Annotated in this window: 16 protein-coding genes and 1 pseudogene; 12 read left to right on the forward strand and 5 right to left on the reverse strand. The window is 71.6% G+C overall.

Annotation, left to right across the window (positions count from 1 at the left end; translation table 11 throughout):
* Positions 1 to 118 precede the first annotated feature (118 nt).
* On the forward strand, positions 119 to 1,408 hold the full coding sequence (locus ACZ58V_RS14070) for a citrate synthase (RefSeq protein WP_468190007.1): 1,290 nt from the start codon (positions 119 to 121) through the stop codon (positions 1,406 to 1,408).
* Positions 1,409 to 2,050: 642 nt separating this feature from the next.
* On the opposite strand, the gene ACZ58V_RS14075 is transcribed toward ACZ58V_RS14070, so the two are convergent.
* The 3 genes from ACZ58V_RS14075 to ACZ58V_RS14085 form a co-directional block, all read right to left on the reverse strand.
* Complete coding sequence (locus tag ACZ58V_RS14075) at positions 2,051 to 4,288, reverse strand: heavy metal translocating P-type ATPase (protein ID WP_471290169.1); 2,238 nt, start codon at positions 4,286 to 4,288, stop codon at positions 2,051 to 2,053.
* 143 nt (positions 4,289 to 4,431) lie between these two features.
* A complete protein-coding gene (locus ACZ58V_RS14080; RefSeq protein ID WP_189723778.1) occupies positions 4,432 to 4,671 on the reverse strand; it encodes a heavy-metal-associated domain-containing protein in 240 nt (79 codons plus the stop codon).
* Between the two features lie 83 nt (positions 4,672 to 4,754).
* Positions 4,755 to 5,423, reverse strand: a complete 669-nt coding sequence (locus ACZ58V_RS14085) for a TetR/AcrR family transcriptional regulator (protein WP_468190002.1) — start codon at positions 5,421 to 5,423, stop codon at positions 4,755 to 4,757.
* Positions 5,424 to 5,586: 163 nt separating this feature from the next.
* On the opposite strand from ACZ58V_RS14085, the gene ACZ58V_RS14090 reads away from it, so the two are divergent.
* Positions 5,587 to 7,797 carry an MMPL family transporter gene (locus ACZ58V_RS14090; protein WP_471290170.1) on the forward strand — a complete coding sequence of 737 codons (2,211 nt, stop codon included), beginning with the start codon at positions 5,587 to 5,589 and terminating at the stop codon, positions 7,795 to 7,797.
* Between the two features lie 90 nt (positions 7,798 to 7,887).
* A complete protein-coding gene (locus tag ACZ58V_RS14095; RefSeq protein ID WP_471290171.1) occupies positions 7,888 to 8,931 on the forward strand; it encodes a zinc-dependent alcohol dehydrogenase family protein in 1,044 nt (347 codons plus the stop codon).
* Between the two features lie 71 nt (positions 8,932 to 9,002).
* Here the strand turns inward: ACZ58V_RS14095 and ACZ58V_RS14100 are convergent, their stop codons facing one another.
* Complete coding sequence (locus ACZ58V_RS14100) at positions 9,003 to 9,203, reverse strand: helix-turn-helix transcriptional regulator (RefSeq protein ID WP_468189996.1); 201 nt, start codon at positions 9,201 to 9,203, stop codon at positions 9,003 to 9,005.
* A 275-nt stretch (positions 9,204 to 9,478) separates the two neighbouring features.
* Positions 9,479 to 10,513 carry a PucR family transcriptional regulator gene (locus ACZ58V_RS14105; RefSeq protein ID WP_471290172.1) on the reverse strand — a complete coding sequence of 345 codons (1,035 nt, stop codon included), beginning with the start codon at positions 10,511 to 10,513 and terminating at the stop codon, positions 9,479 to 9,481.
* A 118-nt stretch (positions 10,514 to 10,631) separates the two neighbouring features.
* On the opposite strand from ACZ58V_RS14105, the gene ACZ58V_RS14110 reads away from it, so the two are divergent.
* From ACZ58V_RS14110 to ACZ58V_RS14150, 9 genes and pseudogenes are all read left to right on the forward strand, one after another.
* Positions 10,632 to 11,528, forward strand: coding sequence for an alpha/beta hydrolase (locus ACZ58V_RS14110; protein ID WP_468189992.1), 897 nt, complete (start codon positions 10,632 to 10,634; stop codon positions 11,526 to 11,528).
* Between the two features lie 42 nt (positions 11,529 to 11,570).
* Positions 11,571 to 11,966, forward strand: a complete 396-nt coding sequence (locus ACZ58V_RS14115) for a cupin (RefSeq protein ID WP_468189990.1) — start codon at positions 11,571 to 11,573, stop codon at positions 11,964 to 11,966.
* A 139-nt stretch (positions 11,967 to 12,105) separates the two neighbouring features.
* Positions 12,106 to 13,056 (forward strand): 5-dehydro-2-deoxygluconokinase, encoded by a 951-nt coding sequence (gene iolC, locus ACZ58V_RS14120; protein ID WP_471290174.1) that lies wholly within the window; start codon positions 12,106 to 12,108, stop codon positions 13,054 to 13,056.
* The gene (locus tag ACZ58V_RS14125) at positions 13,053 to 13,934 is read left to right on the forward strand and encodes a Cgl0159 family (beta/alpha)8-fold protein (RefSeq protein WP_471290175.1); all 882 of its coding nucleotides are present in this window, start codon (positions 13,053 to 13,055) and stop codon (positions 13,932 to 13,934) included. The genes iolC and ACZ58V_RS14125 overlap by 4 nt, the downstream gene beginning before the upstream one ends.
* Before the next feature lie 10 nt (positions 13,935 to 13,944).
* Positions 13,945 to 14,151: pseudogene (locus ACZ58V_RS14130) on the forward strand (hypothetical protein); the annotation flags it as partial.
* 23 nt (positions 14,152 to 14,174) lie between these two features.
* A complete protein-coding gene (gene iolD, locus ACZ58V_RS14135) occupies positions 14,175 to 16,052 on the forward strand; it encodes a 3D-(3,5/4)-trihydroxycyclohexane-1,2-dione acylhydrolase (decyclizing) (protein ID WP_468189984.1) in 1,878 nt (625 codons plus the stop codon).
* 14 nt (positions 16,053 to 16,066) lie between these two features.
* Complete coding sequence (gene mmsA / locus ACZ58V_RS14140; RefSeq protein WP_471290176.1) at positions 16,067 to 17,569, forward strand: CoA-acylating methylmalonate-semialdehyde dehydrogenase; 1,503 nt, start codon at positions 16,067 to 16,069, stop codon at positions 17,567 to 17,569.
* A 189-nt stretch (positions 17,570 to 17,758) separates the two neighbouring features.
* Positions 17,759 to 20,416: a CocE/NonD family hydrolase gene (locus tag ACZ58V_RS14145; RefSeq protein ID WP_471290177.1), complete on the forward strand. Its 2,658-nt coding sequence runs from the start codon at positions 17,759 to 17,761 to the stop codon at positions 20,414 to 20,416.
* Complete coding sequence (locus tag ACZ58V_RS14150; protein WP_189723764.1) at positions 20,413 to 21,279, forward strand: ABC transporter permease; 867 nt, start codon at positions 20,413 to 20,415, stop codon at positions 21,277 to 21,279. The genes ACZ58V_RS14145 and ACZ58V_RS14150 overlap by 4 nt, the downstream gene beginning before the upstream one ends.
* The last annotated feature ends 107 nt before the right edge of the window (positions 21,280 to 21,386 follow it).

Consider the following 21,386-nt stretch of genomic DNA (forward strand, 5'->3'; position numbering starts at 1 on the left):
CAGTGCCGTCAATAGGCCCGATGGTCGACCCCGAGTGCACTCTCCTGAGCCAAGTGGGGGATGGTAGAAGCAGTCAGGGCAACCTCGAAGATGAGGCACAACGTCGGTGAGGGAAGACGTGAGCGACAACTCTGTAGTACTGCGGTACGGCGACGGCGAGTACACCTACCCGGTGATCGACAGCACCGTCGGGGACAAGGGCTTCGACATCGGGAAGCTCCGCGCCCAGACCGGTCTGGTGACACTGGACAGCGGTTACGGCAACACCGCCGCGTACAAATCCGCCATTACCTACCTGGACGGCGAATCGGGCATTCTGCGGTACCGCGGCTACCCGATCGAGCAGCTGGCCGAGCGCTCCACCTTCCTGGAGGTCGCCTACCTGCTGATCAACGGCGAGCTGCCGACCGTCGACGAGCTCTCGACGTTCAAGAACGACATCACGCAGCACACCCTGCTGCACGAGGACGTCAAGAACTTCTACAAGGGCTTCCCGCGTGACGCCCACCCGATGGCCATGCTGTCCTCGGTCGTCTCGGCGCTGTCCACGTTCTACCAGGACAGCCACAACCCGTTCGACGAGCGCCAGCGCAACCTCTCCACGATCCGGCTGCTCGCCAAGCTCCCGACGATCGCGGCGTACGCGTACAAGAAGTCGATCGGTCACCCGTTCGTCTACCCGCGCAACGACCTCGGCTACGTCGAGAACTTCCTCCGCATGACCTTCTCGGTCCCGGCGCAGGAGTACGACCTGGACCCGGTCGTGGTCTCGGCGCTCGACAAGCTGCTGATTCTGCACGCGGACCACGAGCAGAACTGTTCGACCTCCACGGTCCGCCTGGTCGGCTCCTCGCAGGCGAACATGTTCGCCTCGATCTCCGCCGGCATCAACGCGCTGTGGGGCCCGCTGCACGGCGGCGCCAACCAGTCGGTGCTGGAGATGCTGGAGGGCATCCGCGACTCCGGCGGCGATGTCGACACCTTCATCCGCAAGGTGAAGAACAAGGAGGACGGCGTCCGCCTGATGGGCTTCGGCCACCGGGTCTACAAGAACTTCGACCCGCGCGCCAAGATCATCAAGGCCGCCGCGCACGACGTGCTGTCCGCGCTCGGCAAGTCCGACGAGCTGCTGGACATCGCGCTGAAGCTGGAAGAGCACGCGCTCTCCGACGACTACTTCGTCTCGCGCAGCCTCTACCCGAACGTCGACTTCTACACCGGCCTGATCTACCGGGCCATGGGCTTCCCGACCGAGATGTTCACGGTCCTGTTCGCCCTCGGCCGGCTGCCGGGCTGGATCGCCCAGTGGCACGAGATGATCAAGGAGCCGGGTTCCCGCATCGGCCGCCCGCGCCAGATCTACACGGGCGTGGTCGAGCGCGACTTCGTTCCCGTCGAGGGCCGCTGAGGCGCAGCGCGTACCGCAGGAGCCCCCGCATCCGGCAGTCGGATGCGGGGGCTCTCGCGCATCCCCTGCGGGGGGCGATCTCTTACGTGATCTCTTACGTGATTTCTTACGCAATGAAGAAGGCGCCCCGGAACGTCGGTCCCCCCACGGGCCGACGGCCAGGGCGCCTTCCCAGTCCCGGTGCGGATTCCCCCCACGGGATCCGGCCGGGCGTCTGTGAGGACAGCGCCTGAATCGCTGTGAGCACAACGAGCAAAACTCGTCGTACCTCTGTCGTGTGCGATCTGCCGGGACAGCGCACGTCCGGGAGGGCCGCTCAAAGCTTCCCGGTGTGCGTGCCCCGGCAACGCATCTCTGGAGAAGTCCCCCAAGACATCTCCAGATGTCAGGTCACGCCCCCCAAGACGCTCCCTGACATCGTCAACTTAGACCTTCGAACCCCTTCGATGGTTACGTTCACATCACTGTGATCTGCGTCTCTTGCATATGTCCGTTAGCTACGCAAGAGCCCGGAAATGCCGTCCGGGACTCAAGCGTAAGGATGATGCGCGAGCCTTGTGAAGAGCTTATGTGAGCCGGGCCCGGGACTCCAGAGGGGCTCATATCAGGTTCGCCGCGAACTTAGGGCGAATTCAGGGGACTTCACCGGAATGTCCGGAGTCGCAGACTGTTCGTGACGACGAAGACCGACGAGAAGGCCATCGCGGCCCCCGCGATCATCGGGTTCAGCAGTCCCGCGGCGGCCAGTGGCAGCGCGGCCACGTTGTAGCCGAAGGCCCACACGAGATTGCCCTTGATCGTGGCCAGCGTCCGGCGCGACAGCCGGATCGCGTCCGCGGCCACCCGCAGGTCGCCGCGCACCAGCGTCAGATCGCCCGCCTCGATCGCCGCGTCCGTACCCGTGCCCATGGCCAGGCCCAGATCGGCGGTGGCGAGCGCGGCCGCGTCGTTGACGCCGTCGCCCACCATGGCGACGACCCGCCCCTCGGCCCGCAGTCGCCGTACGGCGTCGACCTTGTCCTCGGGCAGGACCTCCGCGACCACCTGGTCGATCCCCACGGCCTTCGCCACCGTCTCGGCCACGGCCCGGTTGTCCCCGGTCAGCAGCACCGGCGTGAGCCCCAGCGCGCGCAGCTCGCGCACCGCCTCGGCGCTGGTCTCCTTGACCGCGTCCGCCACGGCCAGCACGGCCCGCGCCGTCCCGTCCCAGCCCGCCAGGACGGCCGTACGCCCGGCCCGCTCGGCCTCGTCCCGCGCGCGGGCCAGCTCCGGCGGTACGTCGTCGAAGAGCCGCCCCACGGCGACCTCACGGCCCTCCACACGCCCGTGTACGCCCCGCCCGGGGACGCTCCGGAACCCCTCGACCTCCGGGAGCCGTCCGGCCCTCTCCTCGGCGCCCAGCGCGATCGCCCGCGCGACGGGGTGCTCGGAGGCGTGCTCGACGGCGCCCGCGAGCCGCAGCACCTCCTTCTCGTCGGCGCCCTCGGCGACGTACACCTCCTGGAGGGTCATCCGGCCCGTGGTGACCGTGCCGGTCTTGTCCAGGACGACCGTGTCGATCCGGCGCGTGGACTCCAGGACCTCCGGGCCCTTGATGAGGATGCCGAGCTGCGCGCCGCGGCCCGTGCCGACCATCAGCGCCGTCGGGGTGGCCAGGCCAAGCGCGCACGGGCACGCGATGATCAGCACGGCGACGGCGGCCGTGAAGGCGGCGACACCGTCGCCGGTCAGCCCGAGCCACGCCCCGGCCGTGGCGACGGCGATCAGCAGGACCACCGGCACGAAGATCCCGGAGATCCGGTCGGCGAGCCGCTGCACCTCGGCCTTGCCGTTCTGTGCCTCCTCCACCAGTTTCGCCATCCGCGCGAGCTGGGTGTCGGCGCCGACCCGGGTGGCCTCGACGACCAGCCGGCCGCCCGCGTTGACCGTGGCGCCGGTGACCGTGTCCCCGGGCGTCACGTCCACCGGGACCGACTCGCCGGTCAGCATCGAGGCGTCCACCGCGGACGCTCCCTCGACCACCGTGCCGTCGGTGGCGATCTTCTCGCCGGGCCGTACGACGAACCGGTCGCCGACCGCCAGCCGCCGCGCCGGGATCCGCACCTCGCGCCCGTCCCGCAGGACGGCCACGTCCTTGGCGCCCAGCTCCAGCAGCGCCCTGAGCGCGGCCCCGGCGCGGCGCTTGGAGCGGGCCTCCAGATAGCGGCCCAGCAGGATGAAGGCGGTGACGCCGGAGGCGACCTCCAGGTAGATCTGGGAGGCGCCGTCGCCGCGCGAGACCGTGAGCTCGAAGGGGTGCCGCATGCCCGGCATGCCCGCCTCGCCGAGGAACAGCGCCCACAGGGACCAGCCGAACGCGGCCAGGGTGCCGAGACAGACCAGTGTGTCCATGGTGGCGGCGCCGTGCCGGGCGTTCGTCCAGGCGGCCCGGTGGAAGGGCAGTCCGCCCCAGACGACGACCGGCGCGGCGAGGGTGAGCGACAGCCACTGCCAGTTGTCGAACTGGAGGGCCGGGATCATGGCCAGCAGGACGACGGGCGCGGCGAGGGCGGCCGAGACGGTGAGGCGGCGGCGCAGGGCCGACAGCTCGGGGTCCTCTTCGGCGGCGGCCTCCTCCTCGGGCGCGGGTGCGGGCTCCTCGGCGGTGTACCCGGTCTTCACCACGGTGGCGATCAGATCGGCGACCTCGGTACCCGCGGGGTAGCTGACCCTGGCCTTCTCCGTCGCGTAGTTCACCGTGGCCGTGACGCCGTCCATGCGGTTGAGCTTCTTCTCGACGCGGGCCGCGCAGGAGGCGCAGGTCATCCCGCCGATGAGCAGCTCGACCTCGGCGAGCGCCGGTTCGGGGTCCGGCGGCGCCTGGGCGGTGGTGCTGGTCATGTCCTTCACTCCAGGAGGTGGCGGGGGCGCCCGGAAAGCGGAACGGGCCGTACGGGCCGGGGCGGCGGCTGTACGGCCCGTACGTCGGTACGAGTGCCAGGTCTGGAGCGTCTCAGGCCCGGCGGGTCGGGTTTCGTACGGGCTCAGGCCCGGCCGGCCAGCTCGAAGCCGGCCTCGTCGACGGCGGCGCGTACGGCCTCGTCCTCGAGCGGGGCCGCGGAGACGACGGTGACCTCGCCGGTCTTGGCGACGGCCGTCACGGAACTGACGCCGGAGATCTCGGAGATCTCGCCGGAGACGGCGCCCTCGCAGTGTCCGCAGCTCATGCCGCTCACCTTGTAGACGGTGGTGACGGAGCCCGTGGTGTCGGTCTGGGCGGTCATGTCGTTACTCCTCGTCGAGGCATGTGGGGCTGTGGGGGCCCACGAGGGGCCCGCACACCTCCCCACTGTACCCCTAGGGGGTATCAGTACACGACGCCCTCGGCCAGGGGGCGCAGGTAGCGCAGCAGGACGTCCTTCAGCTCCTGGACGTACGCCTCCCGTTCGTCGCCCTCGTGGGCCAGGATCAGCTCCAGACCGGCCTTGTAGATGCCCACGCACATCTGGGCGGTGCGGGTGACGGCCGGGGCGGGCGCGTCGGGCACGAACGGGGCGAGGAGTGTCTCGACCCGGGTGACCAGCGTCGTGTGCAGCGCGTCGTGCTCCTCGGCGATGCGCCCCGGGATGTCGGGGCCGTGCATCAGCACGAAGAAGGCCGGGTGGAGGCAGTTGAACTCGATGAAGCGGTCGACGGTTCCGGTGATCGCCTCCTCGATCGGGGTCACCGCGGGGTCGATCGGGCTGAGGACCTCGTCGTAGGACTGCCGCATCTCGTGCATGAGCCGCCCGCCCAGCTCGATCGCGATCGCTTCCTTGTTCGGGAAGAACTGGTACAGCGTGCCCGGTGAGACGCCCGCCTCGCGGGCGATGGCGTTGGTGCTGGCGGCTGTGTAGCCGGTCGTGGCGAAGACCGTGGCAGCGGCTTCGAGCAGCTGGGTGATCCGGCGCTCGCCGCGGGCTTGGCGACGGCGCGGCCGGTCCTCGGCCGCCGCTGTCGTGGTCTCCGTCGCGGGTTTCTCGGTCTTCTCGGGCACGCGTTATCCCCAGGTCTCATCACGCGATTGACAAACACGAGTGGTCGCTCGCATTCTGGAGTCGGCAGAAATGCGAGCGAACTCTCGTGTTTGCCAGTCTATGGCAGCTCCGTGCTGTCAGGCTGCGCCTGGACACGGGTCACGGTGAAGGGGACACCGCACGATGACCGAAGTCAACACACCACCACGCGTCGGACGCTGGACCCGCTTCGTGACCGCCAGGCCCAGACTGTCGCTGCTGGTGGCACTGGTGATCACCGCGCTCGCGGTGCTGGCCGGCAGCGGCGTCGCCGACCGGCTCGGCGCCGGCGGCTGGGAGGATCCGGCCGCCGAGTCCACGCGTGCGACCAAGATCCTGGAGCGCGAGTTCCCCGGCTCCCAGCCCAACCTGCTGCTCCTGGTCGACGCGGGCGACGCCTCGGTCGACGACCCGGCCGTGGCCGCCCGGGCCAAGGGTCTCGCCGAGCGGCTGGCGAGCGAGCGGGGCGTCACCGGCATCGGCTCCTCCTGGCAGTCCGGCACCCCGGCCCTGCGCGCCGAGGACGGCCACGAGGCGCTCATAGCCGCCCGCATCACCGGTGACGAGAAGACCGCCGCCGAGACCCTGGAGCGCATCGCACCCCACTACCGCGGCGTGCACGGCCCGGTGGAGGTCACCGTCGGCGGCCCGGTCGCCGTGCGGCACGAGATGCAGACGATCATCCAGGAGGACCTGACCCGGGCCGAGCTCATCGCCCTGCCGGTGACGCTCGTGCTGCTGGTGATGGTCTTCGGCAGCGCGGTCGCGGCCCTGCTGCCGCTCGGCATCGGCATCGTCGCCATCCTCGGGACCAACGCGACCCTGCGCGGCCTCACCGAGCTCACCGACGTGTCCGTGTTCGCGATCAACCTCACCACGGCCCTCGGCCTCGGCCTCGCCGTCGACTACGCGCTGTTCATCGTCCGCCGCTTCCGCGAGGAACTGTCCACGGGCGCCGAGCCCTTGACGGCGATCGGCACGACCCTGCGCACCGCCGGCCGCACAGTGCTGTTCTCCGCCCTCACGGTCGCGGTGTCCCTGGCCGCGATGCTGGTCTTCCCGCAGTACTTCCTGCGGTCCTTCGCCTACGCCGGGATCGCCGTGGTGCTGCTGGCCGCGGCGGCCGCGCTGATCCTGCTCCCGGCGGCGCTGATCCTGCTCGGGCACCGGGTCAACGCCCTGGACCTGCGCCGTGTGTTCCGGCGCGGACACCGGCCGAAGTCCGCCGGGGAAGAGGGCAGAAGGTGGGCGCGTACGGCGACGCTCGTCATGCGCCGCGCCCCGTTCTTCGCCCTGGGCACCACAGCCGTCCTCGTCCTGCTGGGCCTGCCCTTCCTGGGCGTGAGGTTCGGCACCGCGGACGACCGCCAGCTGCCCTCGACCTCCGAGTCCCATGTCGTGCAGCAGCACATCCGGGAGGGGTTCCCCGGTAGCCCCGACGGCGGCCTCGAAGTGCTCGCCCAGGGCCGCGCGACCGAGGCGCAGTACGGCGCCTACAAGGAGCGGATCGCCGAACTGCCCGATGTACAGCGGGTCGACGGGCCGCTGGTCAAGGGCGACTCGGCGTACTTCACGGTGCTGCCGAAGGGCGAGGCGGTCGACGATCCGGCCCAGCGCCTGGTCGGTGAACTGCGTGAGCTCCGGGCCCCCTTCGACACCGAGGTGACCGGCATGGCGGCCGTCCTGGTCGACTCCAAGGACGCCATAGGGGAGCGCCTGCCGCTCGCGGCCGTCTTCATCACCATCGTCACCCTGCTCCTGGTCTTCCTCCTCACGGGCAGCGTGCTGATACCGATCCAGGCGGTCGTGCTCAACGCGCTCAGTCTGACGGCCATGTTCGGTGCGGTCGTCTGGGTCTTCCAGGACGGCCACCTGTCCGGCCTGCTCGGCTTCACCAGTCCCGGCTCCATAGAGACGACCCTGCCGGTCCTGATGTTCTGTGTGGCCTTCGGCCTGTCCATGGACTACGGAGTGTTCCTGCTCTCCCGCATCAAGGAGGAGTACGACCACACCGGCGACCACGACCAGGCCGTCCGGCACGGCCTGGCGCGCACGGGCGGGCTGATCACCGCGGCGGCGGTCATCCTGGCCGTGGTCATGGTCGCCATCGGCACCTCCCGGGTGACCAACACCAAGATGCTCGGCCTGGGCATCGCGCTGGCGGTCCTGATGGACGCGATGATCGTCCGCAGCCTCCTGGTCCCGGCGGTCATGCGCCTCACGGGCCGCGCGACCTGGTGGGCCCCTCGCCCGCTGCGACGCTTCCACGAGCGCTTCGGTCTGAGCGAGGGCGAACCGGAACGGGCGAAGGAGACCGAACAGGCCAGAGACAAGGTCGGAGCGTCGCATGCATGATCGCCCGGGAAGGTAGGAGCACCTCGGGATCCCGGACATGCGCGAACCGGACATGCGCGAACCGGGCGTGAACGAAAAGGCGGGTGGATCATGCGGGCCGTGGTGTTCGAGCGGTACGGGGAGACGGCCGAGGTGCGGGAGGTCGCCGATCCGGAGCCCGCGGAGCACGGCGTCGTCGTGCGGGTCGAGGCCACCGGCCTGTGCCGCAGCGACTGGCACGGCTGGCAGGGCCACGACCCGGACATCGCCCTGCCGCATGTGCCCGGGCATGAACTCGCCGGTGTCGTCGAGGCGGTGGGCGCCCGGGTGACCGGATGGCGGCCCGGCGACCGGGTCACCGTGCCGTTCATCTGCGCCTGCGGCACCTGCCCGTCCTGTGCGGCGGGCGACCATCAGGTGTGCGAGCGCCAGACCCAGCCCGGCTTCACGCACTGGGGTTCCTTCGCCCAGTACGTGGCGCTGGACCACGCCGACGTGAACCTCGTGGCGCTCCCCGGGGACATGTCCTTCGCGACGGCGGCCTCCCTCGGCTGCCGGTTCGCCACGGCGTACCGGGCGGTGGTGCGGCAGGGCCGCCTCGCGGCGGGGGAGTGGGTCGCGGTGCACGGCTGCGGCGGGGTCGGGCTCTCGGCGGTGATGATCGCGGCGGCGTCGGGAGCGCGGGTCGTGGCCGTCGACGTATCGGCCCGGGCACTGGACCTGGCGCGGAGGTTCGGGGCCGCGCGGTGCCTGGACGCGACAGCGGTGCCGGACACCGCGGCGGCGGTCCGCGACCTGACCGGCGGCGGCGCCCACCTCTCGCTCGACGCCCTCGGCTCACCCGCCACCTGCGCCGCCTCGGTGAACGGCCTGCGCCGCCGCGGCCGCCACGTCCAGGTCGGCCTGCTGCCCTCACCGACGGGCACGACACCCGTCCCGATGGCCCGCGCGATCGCCCTGGAGCTCGAACTCCTCGGCAGCCACGGCATGGCGGCGCACAGCTACCCGCCGATGCTGGAGCTGGTCCGCGGCGGTGTGCTGCGCCCCGATCTGCTGGTGACGTCCAGGATCACGCTGGACGAGGTCCCGGCCGCGCTGGCGGCGATGGGAACGGCGCCGGGAGCGGGGGCCACGGTCATCGAGCCGTGGAGCTGACGCCCCCGCCGAAGAACAGAAGACTGTGCCCCACGCGAGGGTGGGGCAGGGGGATCGGTGCGCGAGGCCGGTCAGTCGTCTCTTCGCCCCCGGTTGCCGGGCCTGGAGGCGACCCAGGCCCGGACCGTGTCGGCGTACCAGTAGGGCTTGCCGCTCTCGACATGGTCGGGCGGCGGCAGCAGACCGTGCTTGCGGTAGGACCGCACGGTGTCGGGCTGCACCCGGATGTGTGCCGCGATCTCCTTGTAGGACCAGAGCTTTCGTTCGGTCATGACATGCACCTCCCCGCGCGCACCACGGCGGGGGCCGGGGACGGCCGTCCGGGGGAGCCGGGCGCTGCGCTGGCGATCAACAAGCCTGTGGCCGGTCAACGACGCTCGGTGACACGGGGCAGGGCCTGTGTGCCGGGTGTGACGGAAGACCTGTGGACGCGTGACATGTGTGACAGGAAGGGGGCGTTTGTGACACAGCCGGAGCAAAGGCGCGCGCCGGATCGTCGGCGGGGTGCCTTGACGCGGCGCCGGGGCGTCGGCTCGTCCACGGTGCCTCAGTCGTCGAGCAGCCGCCATGTCGTGAGAGCGACACCGGCCCGCAACAGGCCCGCCGGCTCGGTGAGTTCGATGCCCAGGGTCTTCCCGATCTGTTCGAGCCGGCGGGCGACGCTGCTGTGGTGCAGGTGGAGCAGGTCGGCGGCCCGGCGCAGGGAGCCGGTGGCGCAGTAGGCGTCCAGGGTCTGCAGGTCGTCCGGGGCGTCGGCGAGGCGGGCGATCGCGGCCACGTCGGCGTTGTCCCGCAGGGCGTCCGGGGGTACTTGGGCGAGCAGGGCCAGCGCCCCCAGGCTGTCGTGGTCGACGACCGGCCGGCGCGGAGTGGTGAAGCGGAGGGCGGTGCGGGCCTGCTGCCAGGACCGGTCGGGGCTCTCGGCGGTGCCGATGCCCGCGCGGACACCGGCCGGGAACCGGGCCCGGTCCACCGTCGTGGCCAGGATGACACCCACGTCGGCGACCGGCGCCGCCTTCACCGGGCGGGACGGGCAGAGCAGAGCGCCGATGCGGTCGAGTGGAAGCGGCGACCGTACGGCGACGACGCGGACCGGCAGGTCGGCGGCGAAACCCAGAAGCCGTAACGCCCGGGCTCTGCCCGCCTCGTCGCAGTCGGAGCTGACGACCAGTTCGACGAGAGCGGGGTCGGCCATGGTGGTGCGGGCCGGTCCGTATCGCTCGACGACCGCCGCGGCGGCGAGGGCGAGCCGCTCCAGCAGTACCTCGTCGAGCGGCAGGGGAGTGCCGGGCCGCTCCAGCCACACCGTGCCGATCTCCTCCTCGTCGAGGGTGATCGGCACCGTGGTGGAAGCCGCTACGGGCGGGGCGGACACCTCCCGCCCCTCGGGCGAGACGCGGATGGCCCGCCCCGTGCCGTGCAACCGGATCCCGGCCGCGCACTCGGCCAGGCCCGCCGAGGCCCGGGCCAGCGCCGGGAGGTCCACGCGCCGGCGCATCAGGGTGTCGTAGAACGCGATGACGCGGATCGCGCCCTGGACGTGCGGGTCCAGTTGGGACAGCCGTTGGGCCAGTGCCTCCATGACAGGAGGATAGGTGCCCTCGCGTGGAGACGGCAGGCGCCGAGCGGCGCGCAACCGGGTGGGAATGCCCGACAGTTGGCGGATGATCCCGGGGCGGTCGGCCGTGAGGATGTCCGGCATGGATCCCGAACTCGAACCCTTCATCCCGATGCTCGCCGGCCCCGACCTGACCGACCTGGCCACCGCGCGCAAGAACTACGCCGAGCGTGCCGCAGCGGCGCCGGGGCCGGACACCACGGGCCTGGAGATCGAGGCCCGTACGGTGCCCGCCGATCCGGACGTGCCGGTGCGGATCTACCGCCCGGAGGGGGCGCGGGCCGCCCTCGTCTGGCTGCGCGGCGGCGCGTGGGTCATGGGCGATCTGGACGCCGACCGCCACTGGGCCGTCCGGATCGCGGCCGCCTCCGGCGTGGTGGTGATCTCGGTGGGCTACCGTCTGGCCCCCGAGCACCGGTTCCCGGCCGCCCTGGACGACGTCTGGGCCGTGCTCAACTGGACGGCCGAGCACGCGGCCGAACTCGGCATCGACCCGGACCGGATCGCCGTAGGGGGACACAGCGCCGGCGCGAACCTCGCGGCGGCGACGGCGCTGCGTGCGCGTGACGAGCAGGGGCCGCCGATCCGCTTCCAGCTGCTCAACGAGGCCATCCTCGACGACCGGCAGCAGTCGTGGTCGGCGCGGAACTTCACCGAGACGCCCTGGAACACCCGCGCCGTGGCCACCGCGGCGCTCGGGCACTACCTGGGCTCCACGCCCGCCACGCCCTACGCCGCACCGGCCCGGGCCACCGACCTGTCCGGCCTGCCCCCGGCCTATGTCGCCACCTCGGAGTTCGACCCGAACCGCGACGAGGGCATCGAGTACGCGGTGCGCCTGCTCCAGGCGGGCGTCCCGGTCGAGTTGCACCAGTGGCCCGGCACCTTCCACGGCTCCCAGGCGATCCTCTCCGCCGAGATCTCCCAGCGGCAGATCGCCGAACTCACCGCGGCCCTGCGCCGCGCCCTGGCCGAGTGAACCGAGTGAACCGAGTGGACCGAGTGAAAGGACATCCCTGACATGACCGTCACCCCGATCGATCTCTACGCCTCCTTCCTCCACCTCGACGAAGGCGGCCGGGTGCGCGCCGAGCAGCCTGTGTTCGACCCCGGGCGGGAGGGCTGGCAGGTGATGACCTTCCACGTGGAGACCGACGCCGATGTCCACGGCGACCACTGGGAGATCCACACCGCCGCGGACGAGGTCGTCTCGTGCCTCACCGGCGGGATACGCCTCTGCCTCCGCCCCGAGCGGCCGGAGGACGACGAGGAGGAGATCCGGCTGGCGGCAGGGACCGCGGTCATCGTGCCGCGAGGCCGCTGGCACCGGATCGCCCTGGACGCCCCCAGCGACATCATGTCCGTCACCCTGCCGCGCGGCAGTCGTCTGGAGAGGCGGACCGGCACCGAGGCCTGAACCCACGGAACCGTGGGACCCGGACCAGGGCGCGCGGAAAGCGCTGTCATGATCTGGTCCGAATGTCCGGACAAAACATTGACAGGGCTTCGCGAAGGGGGCTACAAAACCGGGGAGAGCCGACACCGAGGGGTATCCGATGGCGTACGACCTGATCACCATGGGGCGGATCGGAGTGGATCTGTATCCGCTCCAGACGGGCGTCCCGCTGCCGCAGGTCACGTCCTTCGGCAAGTTCCTCGGCGGCTCGGCGACGAACGTCGCGGTCGCCGCGGCCCGCCTGGGACGGCGGACCGCGGTGATCACGCGCACCGGCGACGACCCCTTCGGCACCTACCTCCACGAGGCCCTGAGGGACTTCGGCGTGGACGACCGCTGGGTCACCCCGGTACCCGGCCTGCCCACCCCGGTCACCTTCTGCGAGGTCTTCCCGCCGGACGACTTCCCGCTGTACTTCTACCGGCGGCCCAAGGCCCCCGACCTGGAGATCGACGCCCACGACCTCGACCTCGACGCCATCCGCGACGCCCGCGTCTTCTGGGTCACGGGCACGGGCCTGAGCGAGGAACCGAGCCGTACGGCGACCCTCGCGGCCCTCGCCCACCGGGCCAAGTCCGGCACGACGGTCTTCGACCTCGACTGGCGCCCCATGTTCTGGACCGACCCCGACGCGGCCCGCCCCTTCTACGCGGAGGCCCTGCGCCACACCACCGTCGCGGTCGGCAACCTCGACGAGGTGGAGGTCGCCACCGGCGTGCGCGAACCCCACGCCGCCGCCCGCGCCCTCCTCGACGCGGGCGTGGAACTGGCCGTCGTCAAGCAGGGCCCCAAGGGCGTCCTGGCCGTCAACCGCGCGGGCGAGAGCGCCGAGGTCCCGCCGCTGCCCGTGAACGTCCTCAACGGCCTGGGCGCCGGCGACGCCTTCGGCGGCTCCCTGGTCCACGGCCTGCTGGCCGGCTGGGACCTGGAGAAGACCATGCGGCACGCCAACGCCGCCGGGGCCATCGTCGCCTCCCGCCTGGAGTGCTCCTCCGCGATGCCCACCCCGGCCGAGATCGAGGCGGCCGTCACCGCGGGGGCCGTCAAGTGACCGTAGACGTCTCCGAACTCGTCCGCCTGCGCAGCCACCGCCCGGAGGCGATCGCCGAGGCCGCCGCCCGCCGCTCCCGCCGGCCCCTGCTGAACGACAACGGCCAGCTGATGATCGTCGCCGCCGACCACCCGGCCCGCGGCGCCCTCGGGGTCGGCGGCCGCAGCATGGCCATGGCCAACCGCGCCGACCTCCTCGAACGCCTCTGCCTGGCCCTGTCCCGCCCCGGCGTGGACGGCGTCCTCGCCACCGCCGACATCCTGGACGATCTGCTGCTGCTCGGCGCCCTCGACGGCAAGGTCGTCCTGGGCTCGATGAACCGCGGCGGCCTCCAGGGGGCGAGCTTCGAACTCGACGACCGCTTCACCGGCCATCGCCCGGAGGACATCGAGCGCCTCGGCTTCGACGCGGGCAAGCTGCTCCTGCGCATCGACTACGACGACCCGGGCTCCCTCACCACCCTGGAGTCCACCGCCCGGGCCGTCGACGCCATGGCCGCCCGCCGGCTGCCCGTCTTCGTCGAGCCCTTCATCTCCCGCCGCGACGAGACGGGCCGGCTGCGCAACGACCTCTCCGCCGAGGCCGTCACCAGGTCCATCGCCATCGCCTCGGGCCTGGGCGGCAGTTCGGCCTACACCTGGCTGAAGGTGCCGGTCACCGCGAACCCCGACGACATGGCCGAGGTCATGGCGGCCTCCACGCTGCCCGCCGTACTGCTCGGCGGGGAGGTGGGCGACGATCAGGACGGGGCGTACGAGAAGTGGCGCGGCGCCCTCCAACTGCCCACCGTGCGCGGGCTGGTGGTCGGCCGTTCCCTGCTGTACCCGGCGGACGGCGATGTGGCCGCCGCCGTGGACACCGCCGTAGGACTGCTGTGAGGGCCGCTTCATGACCAGTGAGCCGTACGTCCTCAAGGAGAACTCCCCCCTCCCGGGCGGGGAGAGTGTGTACGCGTGGGCCGCCGCCGGCTTCGCGTACGCGCCCCGTGACGCCCGGGCCCAGATCGCCTCCGGCGCGGGAGGCCGCTTTGCTTTGGCAGGAGCGAAGTGCGAGCGACAACTCCCCGCCCGCTACGGCCCCGCGCCGGAGGTCCCCCACACCAGGCGGGAGGGACGCCGATGACGACGAGGCTGACGGTCGCACAGGCGCTCGTGCGCTTCCTGGCCGCCCAGTACACCGAGCGTGACGGCGTACGGCAGCGGCTCATCGGCGCCACCTGGGGCATCTTCGGCCACGGCAACGTCGCCGGTGTCGGCCAGGCGCTGCTGGAGTACCCCGACGCGATGCCGTACCACCAGGGCCGCAACGAGCAGGCCATGGTGCACGCCGCGGTCGGCTACGCCCGGCAGTCCAACCGGCTGTCCACGCACGCGGTCACGACCTCCATCGGCCCGGGCGCCACCAACCTCGTCACCGGCGCCGCCCTCGCGACGATCAACCACCTGCCGGTGCTGCTCCTGCCCGGCGACGTGTTCGCGACCCGCCCCGCCGACCCGGTCCTGCAGCAGCTCGAAGTGCCGTACGCGGGCGACGTGTCGGTCAACGACTGCCTGCGCCCGGTGTCGAAGTACTTCGACCGGATCACCCGGCCGGAGGCCCTGATCCCCTCCGCCCTGAACGCGATACGCGTCCTCACCGACCCCGTCGAGACCGGCGCCGTCACCCTCGCGCTGCCCCAGGACGTCCAGGCCGAAGCCTACGACTGGCCCGAGGAGTTCTTCGCCGAGCGCGTCTGGACCGTACGGCGTCCCGGCGCCGACCCGACGGAACTCGCCGAGGCGGTACGGATCATCCGCGCGGCGAAAAGGCCCCTGGTCGTCGCGGGCGGCGGCGTCCACCACAGCCGCGCCGAGGCGGCACTCGCCGAGTTCGCCGGGACCACCGGCATCCCGGTCGCCTCCACCCAGGCAGGCAAGGGCTCCCTGCGCCACGACCACCCCCAGGACGTCGGCGGCGTCGGCCACACCGGCACGGCGACGGCCGACGAACTCGCCCGCACCGCCGACCTGGTGATCGGCGTCGGGACCAGGTACACCGACTTCACCACCGCCTCCGGCACCCTCTTCACCGGCGAGAACGTCCGGTTCCTCAACCTCAACATCGCCCCCTTCGACGGCCACAAGCTCGCCGGGCACCCCCTCGTCGCCGACGCCCGCAGCGGCCTGACGGAACTCACCGACGCGCTCCGCCCGCACGCGTACCGGGTCGCCGACTCCTACGCCACCGAGTACACCGAGGACAAGGAGCGCTGGGAGCAGCGCGTGGACGCCTGCTACGAGGTGGACGAACCGGACACCCGCCCCACCCAGCCCCAGGTCCTCGGCGCCCTCGACGAGCTCGCCGACGAGTCGGACATCCTCATCAACGCCGCCGGTTCCCTCCCCGGCGACCTGCACAAACTGTGGCGGACGCGCTCGTACGACCAGTACCACCTGGAGTACGGCTACTCCTGCATGGGCTACGAGATCCCGGCCGCGATCGGAGTGAGGCTGGCCGCCCCCGACCGGCCCGTGTGGGCGCTGGTCGGCGACGGCACGTATCTGATGATGCCGACCGAGATCGTCACGGCCGTGCAGGAGGGCATCGCGATCAAGGTCCTGATCATCCAGAACCACGGCTACGCGTCCATCGGCGGCCTGTCCGAGTCGGTCGGCGGCGAGCGGTTCGGCACCGCCTACCGCTTCCCGTCCGAGGACGGCACCTGCACCGGGTCGCCCCTGCCGGTGGACCTCGCCGCCAACGCGGCCAGCCTCGGCATGCGCGTACTGCGCGCGAAGACCGTACGGGACCTGCGCGAGGCACTCGCCGAGGCCCGGGCCGCCGACACTCCCACATGTGTCTACGTCGAGACCCAAACGGCAGACACAGTGTCGGGCGCGCCTCCCGCCCAGGCCTGGTGGGATGTACCTGTGGCCGAGACCGCGACACGACCGTCCGCGGTCAAGGCCCGTGAGCTGTACGAACGGCACGTCTCCACCCGACGCCGCCATCTGTGAAGGAGTTCCCGGCCATGACGAAGATCGTCAACCACTGGATCGGCGGCAAGACCGTCGAAGGCGCCTCGGGCACGCACGGGCCGGTGACCAACCCGGCGACCGGCGCGGTGACGACGAAGGTCGCGTTCGCCTCGGTGGACGAGGTGGACGCGGCGGTCGCCGCCGCCAAGGAGGCCTACGCCACCTGGGGCCAGTCCTCGCTGGCCCAGCGGACCTCGATCCTCTTCAAGTTCCGGGCGCTGCTGGACGCCAACCGGGACGCCATCGCCGAGCTGATCACCGCCGAGCACGGCAAGGTGCACAGTGATGCGCTCGGCGAGGTGGCCCGCGGCCTGGAGATCGTCGACCTGGCCTGCGGCATCAGCGTCCAGCTGAAGGGCGAGCTGTCCACGCAGGTCGCGAGCCGCGTGGACGTCTCGTCCATCCGCCAGCCGCTCGGGGTCGTCGCGGGCATCACGCCGTTCAACTTCCCGGCGATGGTGCCGATGTGGATGTTCCCCATCGCCATCGCGTGCGGCAACACGTTCGTGCTGAAGCCGTCCGAGAAGGACCCGTCGGCGTCCCTCAAGATCGCCGAACTGCTGGCGGAAGCCGGGCTGCCGGACGGCGTCTTCAACGTCGTGCACGGCGACAAGGTGGCCGTCGACCGCCTCCTGGAGCACCCGGACGTCAAGGCCGTCTCCTTCGTGGGCTCGACCCCGATCGCCCGCTACATCCACACCACGGCCTCGGCGAACGGCAAGCGCGTCCAGGCCCTGGGCGGCGCCAAGAACCACATGCTGGTGCTCCCGGACGCCGACCTGGACGCGGCGGCCGACGCCGCCGTGTCGGCCGCCTACGGCTCGGCGGGCGAGCGCTGCATGGCCATCTCCGCCGTCGTCGCGGTCGGCGCGATCGGCGACGAACTGGTGGAGAAGATCCGCGAGCGCGCCGAGAAGATCAAGATCGGCCCCGGCGACGACCCGACCTCCGAGATGGGCCCGCTCATCACCAAGGTCCACCGCGACAAGGTGGCGTCGTACGTCGAGGGCGCGGCGGCCGAGGGCGCCGAGGTGGTCCTGGACGGCACCGGCTACACGGTCGACGGCTTCGAGGACGGCCACTGGATCGGCATCTCGCTGCTCGACAAGGTGCCCACGTCGGCGAAGGCCTACCAGGACGAGATCTTCGGCCCGGTCCTGTGCGTGCTGCGCACCGAGACCTACGAGGAGGCCCTGGACCTCGTCAACGCCTCGCCGTTCGGCAACGGCACCGCGATCTTCACCCGGGACGGCGGCGCGGCCCGCCGCTTCCAGCTGGAGGTCGAGGCCGGCATGGTCGGCGTGAACGTCCCGATCCCGGTCCCCGTGGGCTACCACTCCTTCGGCGGCTGGAAGGACTCGCTCTTCGGCGACCACCACATCTACGGCAACGACGGCACGCACTTCTACACCCGCGGCAAGGTCGTCACCACCCGCTGGCCGGACCCGGCCGACGCCCCGGCGGGCGTGGACCTGGGCTTCCCGCGCAACCACTGAGGTCTTTTCTCCGGGGGGCGCCCTGAGGGGCGCCCTAAGGGGCGCGGGAACTGCGCGAACAACCCCAACGCACCCGCACCCGGCAGACCACAGGACCACCCGAGCTGCCCGCCGTACCGCACCCGCAGTACACCCACTTCAGCCTCAAGTCGACAACTGTTCGACAGGTTCACCCCGTACCGTTGACGCATGGATCTTCGACTGCCCGGACTGAACGGGCTGCTTCGGAGGCCCCGGAGGCTCCTCGCCGCCGGGGCCGCCGTCGTCGTGCTCGCGGGCGCGGGAACGTGGACGGCCGTCGCGAACGACGAGACGCCCCCGGTCCACCGCGAAGACCGGACCCTGGCCACCGGCGACGGCGTGCGCATCGACACGTCGTACTTCACCTCCGGCGGCGACGGCCGCCGCCCCGCCGTGCTGCTCGGCCACGGCTTCGGCGGCAGCAAGAACGACGTCCGGCAGCAGGCCGAGGGCCTCGCCAGAGACGGCTACGCGGTGCTGACCTGGTCGGCGCGCGGCTTCGGCAAGTCGAACGGGAAGATCGGTCTGAACGACCCGAAGGGCGAGGTCGCCGATGTCTCGAAGCTCATCGACTGGCTGGCGAAGCAGCCCCAGGTCGAGCTCGACAAGGCCGGAGATCCGCGCGTGGGCATGGCGGGCGGCTCCTACGGCGGAGCCATCGCGCTGCTGACGGCGGGCCACGACGACCGGGTCGACGCCATCGCCCCGGCGATCACGTACTGGAATCTCGCCGACGCGCTGTTCCCGAACGGCGTGTTCAAGAAGCTGTGGGCCGGCATCTTCGTCAACTCCGGCGGCGGCTGCGAGAAGTTCGAGCCCGCGCTGTGCCGGATGTACGAGCGGGTCGCCGAGTCGGGCAAGCCCGACGCCGAGGCGCGCAAGCTGCTGGAGGAGCGCTCGCCGTCCGCCGTGGGGAAGGACATCGACGTGCCGACCCTGCTGATGCAGGGCCAGTCGGACTCCCTCTTCCCGCTCGGCCAGGCCGACCAGGCCGCGAAGGCCATCCGCGCCAACGGCGCCCCTGTCGACGTCGACTGGATCGCGGGCGGCCACGACGGCGGCGACATGGAGACCGGCCGCGTCCAGGACCGTGTCACGACCTGGTTCGACCGCTACCTGAAGGACGACAAGGCCGCCGACACCGGCCCCGCCTTCCGCGTCACCCGCACCCTCGGCACGGGCTCCGGCGACGGCGAACCCCGCCTGACCGGCGTGACCTCGGACGGCTACCCCGGCCTGGAGGCCAAGCAGCGCTCCATCGCCCTGGCGGGCCGTGAGCAGACCTTCGACAACCCGCCCGGCGCCAGCCCGCCCGGCGTCTCCGCCCTGCCCGGCCTCGGCGGCGCCGGCGGCCTCAGCCAGCTCTCCACGCTCGGCATCGGCATCTCGCTGGACTTCCCCGGCCAGTTCGCCGCGTTCGAGTCGAAGCCCTTCAGCGAAGACGTCCAGATCACCGGCTCGCCCACGGCCACCGTCCACGTGAAGTCCACCAGCGACGACGCCGTGCTCTTCGCGAAGGTCTACGACGTCGGCCCGGGCGGCGGCTCCCAGCAGGTCCTGCCCTCCCAGCTCGTCACGCCCCTCAGGGTCGAGGGCGCCAAGGCCGGCAAGGACGTCACGATCACCCTCCCGGCGATCGACCACGAGATCGACGACGGCCACCGGCTGCGCCTGGTCCTCGCCTCGACGGACCTCGGCTATGCCTCCCCGGTCTCCCCGGCGACGTACACCGTCTCCCTCAAGGGCGATCTGAAGGTCCCCTCGGCCCTCGGCCAGCGCGACACCGAGGGCGGGCTGCCCGCCTGGGTGTGGTGGATGCCGATCGCCGGCGCCGTGATCGCCCTGGGCCTGATCATCACCGGCCGCCGCCGCACCGCGGCCCCCGCCCCGCCCGACCCCGAGATGGCCGAAGTCCCGCTCCAGATCACGGACCTGACCAAGCGGTACGCCAAGTCCTCCGACCGGTACGCCGTCAAGGACCTGTCCTTCCGCGTGGAGAAGGGCCAGGTGCTGGGCCTCCTCGGCCCCAACGGAGCGGGCAAGACGACCACCCTGCGCATGCTGATGGGCCTGATCAAGCCCGACGGCGGCGAGATCCGCGTCTTCGGCCACGCCATCAGCGCGGGCGCCCCGGTCCTCTCCCGGGTCGGCGCCTTCGTCGAGGGCGCGGGCTTCCTGCCGCACCTGTCCGGCCGCGAGAACCTGGAGCTGTACTGGCGCGCCACCGGCCGCCCCGCCGAGGACGCGCACATGGAGGAGGCCCTGGAGATCGCGGGCCTGGGCGACGCGCTCGCCCGCGCGGTGCGCACCTACTCCCAGGGCATGCGCCAGCGCCTCGCCATCGCCCAGGCCATGCTCGGCCTGCCGGACCTGCTCATCCTCGACGAACCGACCAACGGCCTGGACCCGCCCCAGATCCGCGAGATGCGCGAGGTGATGATCCGCTACGCCGCAGCCGGCCGTACGGTCATCGTCTCCAGCCACCTCCTCGCGGAGGTGGAGCAGACCTGCACCCACCTGGTCGTGATGGACCACGGACAGCTCGTCCAGGCGGGCCCCGTCGAGGACATCGTCGGCTCGGGCGACACCCTCCTGGTCGGCACGGCCACGCCGGTGGACGAGCCCGTCGTGGAGAAGGTCACCGCCCTGCCGGGCGTCGCCTCGGCCGTGCGTACCGACGAGGGCCTCCTGGTCCAGCTCGACGCCGACGGTTCCCCGCAGCGGCTGGTCGCCGAACTCGTACGTCTTGACGTGCCCGTGCGGTCGGTCGGCCCGCACCGCCGCCTGGAGGACGCCTTCCTCACCCTGATCGGAGCCGAAGCATGAGCAAGCTCGCCGAGCCGCCCGTCGAGGTCGCCGACGGCTACCGCGCGGGCCGCACCCTGCCCCTGCGGGTCGAGCTCGTCCGGCAGCTGAAGCGGCGCCGCACGATGGTCATGGGCGGCGTCCTGTTCGCCCTGCCGATCATCCTGCTGATCGCCTTCCAGGTCGGCGGCAACCCGGGCGGCAACAACAACCGGGTGAACCTCATGGACACGGCGACCGCGTCCGGGGCGAACTTCGCCGCGGTCAACCTCTTCTCCGCCGCCGGCTTCCTGCTCGTCATCCCCGTCGCCCTGTTCTGCGGCGACACGGTCGCCTCGGAGGCGAGCTGGTCCTCCCTGCGCTATCTGCTCGCGGCGCCCGTGCCCCGGGCCCGGCTGCTGTGGTCCAAGCTCGCCGTCGGACTCAGCCTGAGCCTCGCGGCGATGGTCCTGCTTCCGGTCGTCGCCCTCGCCGTCGGCACGGCGGCCTACGGCTGGGGCCCGCTCGAACTCCCCACCGGCGGCAGTCTGTCCACGGGCACGTCGGCCCAGCGCATCCTGATCGTCGTCGCCTACATCATGGTGTCCCAACTGGTCACCGCGGCCCTCGCGTTCTATCTGTCGACCCGGACGGACGCACCGCTCGGCGCGGTCGGCGGCGCGGTGTTCCTGACCATCATCGGCAGCGTCCTCGACGAGGTGACGGCCCTCGGCGACTGGCGCCACTTCCTGCCCGCGCACTGGCAGTACGCCTGGCTCGACGCCGTCCGGCCGCAGCTGGAGTGGTCGGACATGATCCAGGGCACGTCGATTTCCGTAACGTACGCGCTCGTGCTGTTCGCCCTGGCCTTCCGCGGTTTCGCCCGCAAGGACGTCGTCTCCTAGGTCAACGGAGGGTCTCCCACCGGTCTCGACGGGCGGTCTCCGTGGCCGCTTCGAGACGCTTCCGCAACGCCCCGTACCGCACGTTCTCACCCCCTGCGCCGTCACAG

The organism is Streptomyces sp. NPDC040589, from assembly GCF_055594445.1.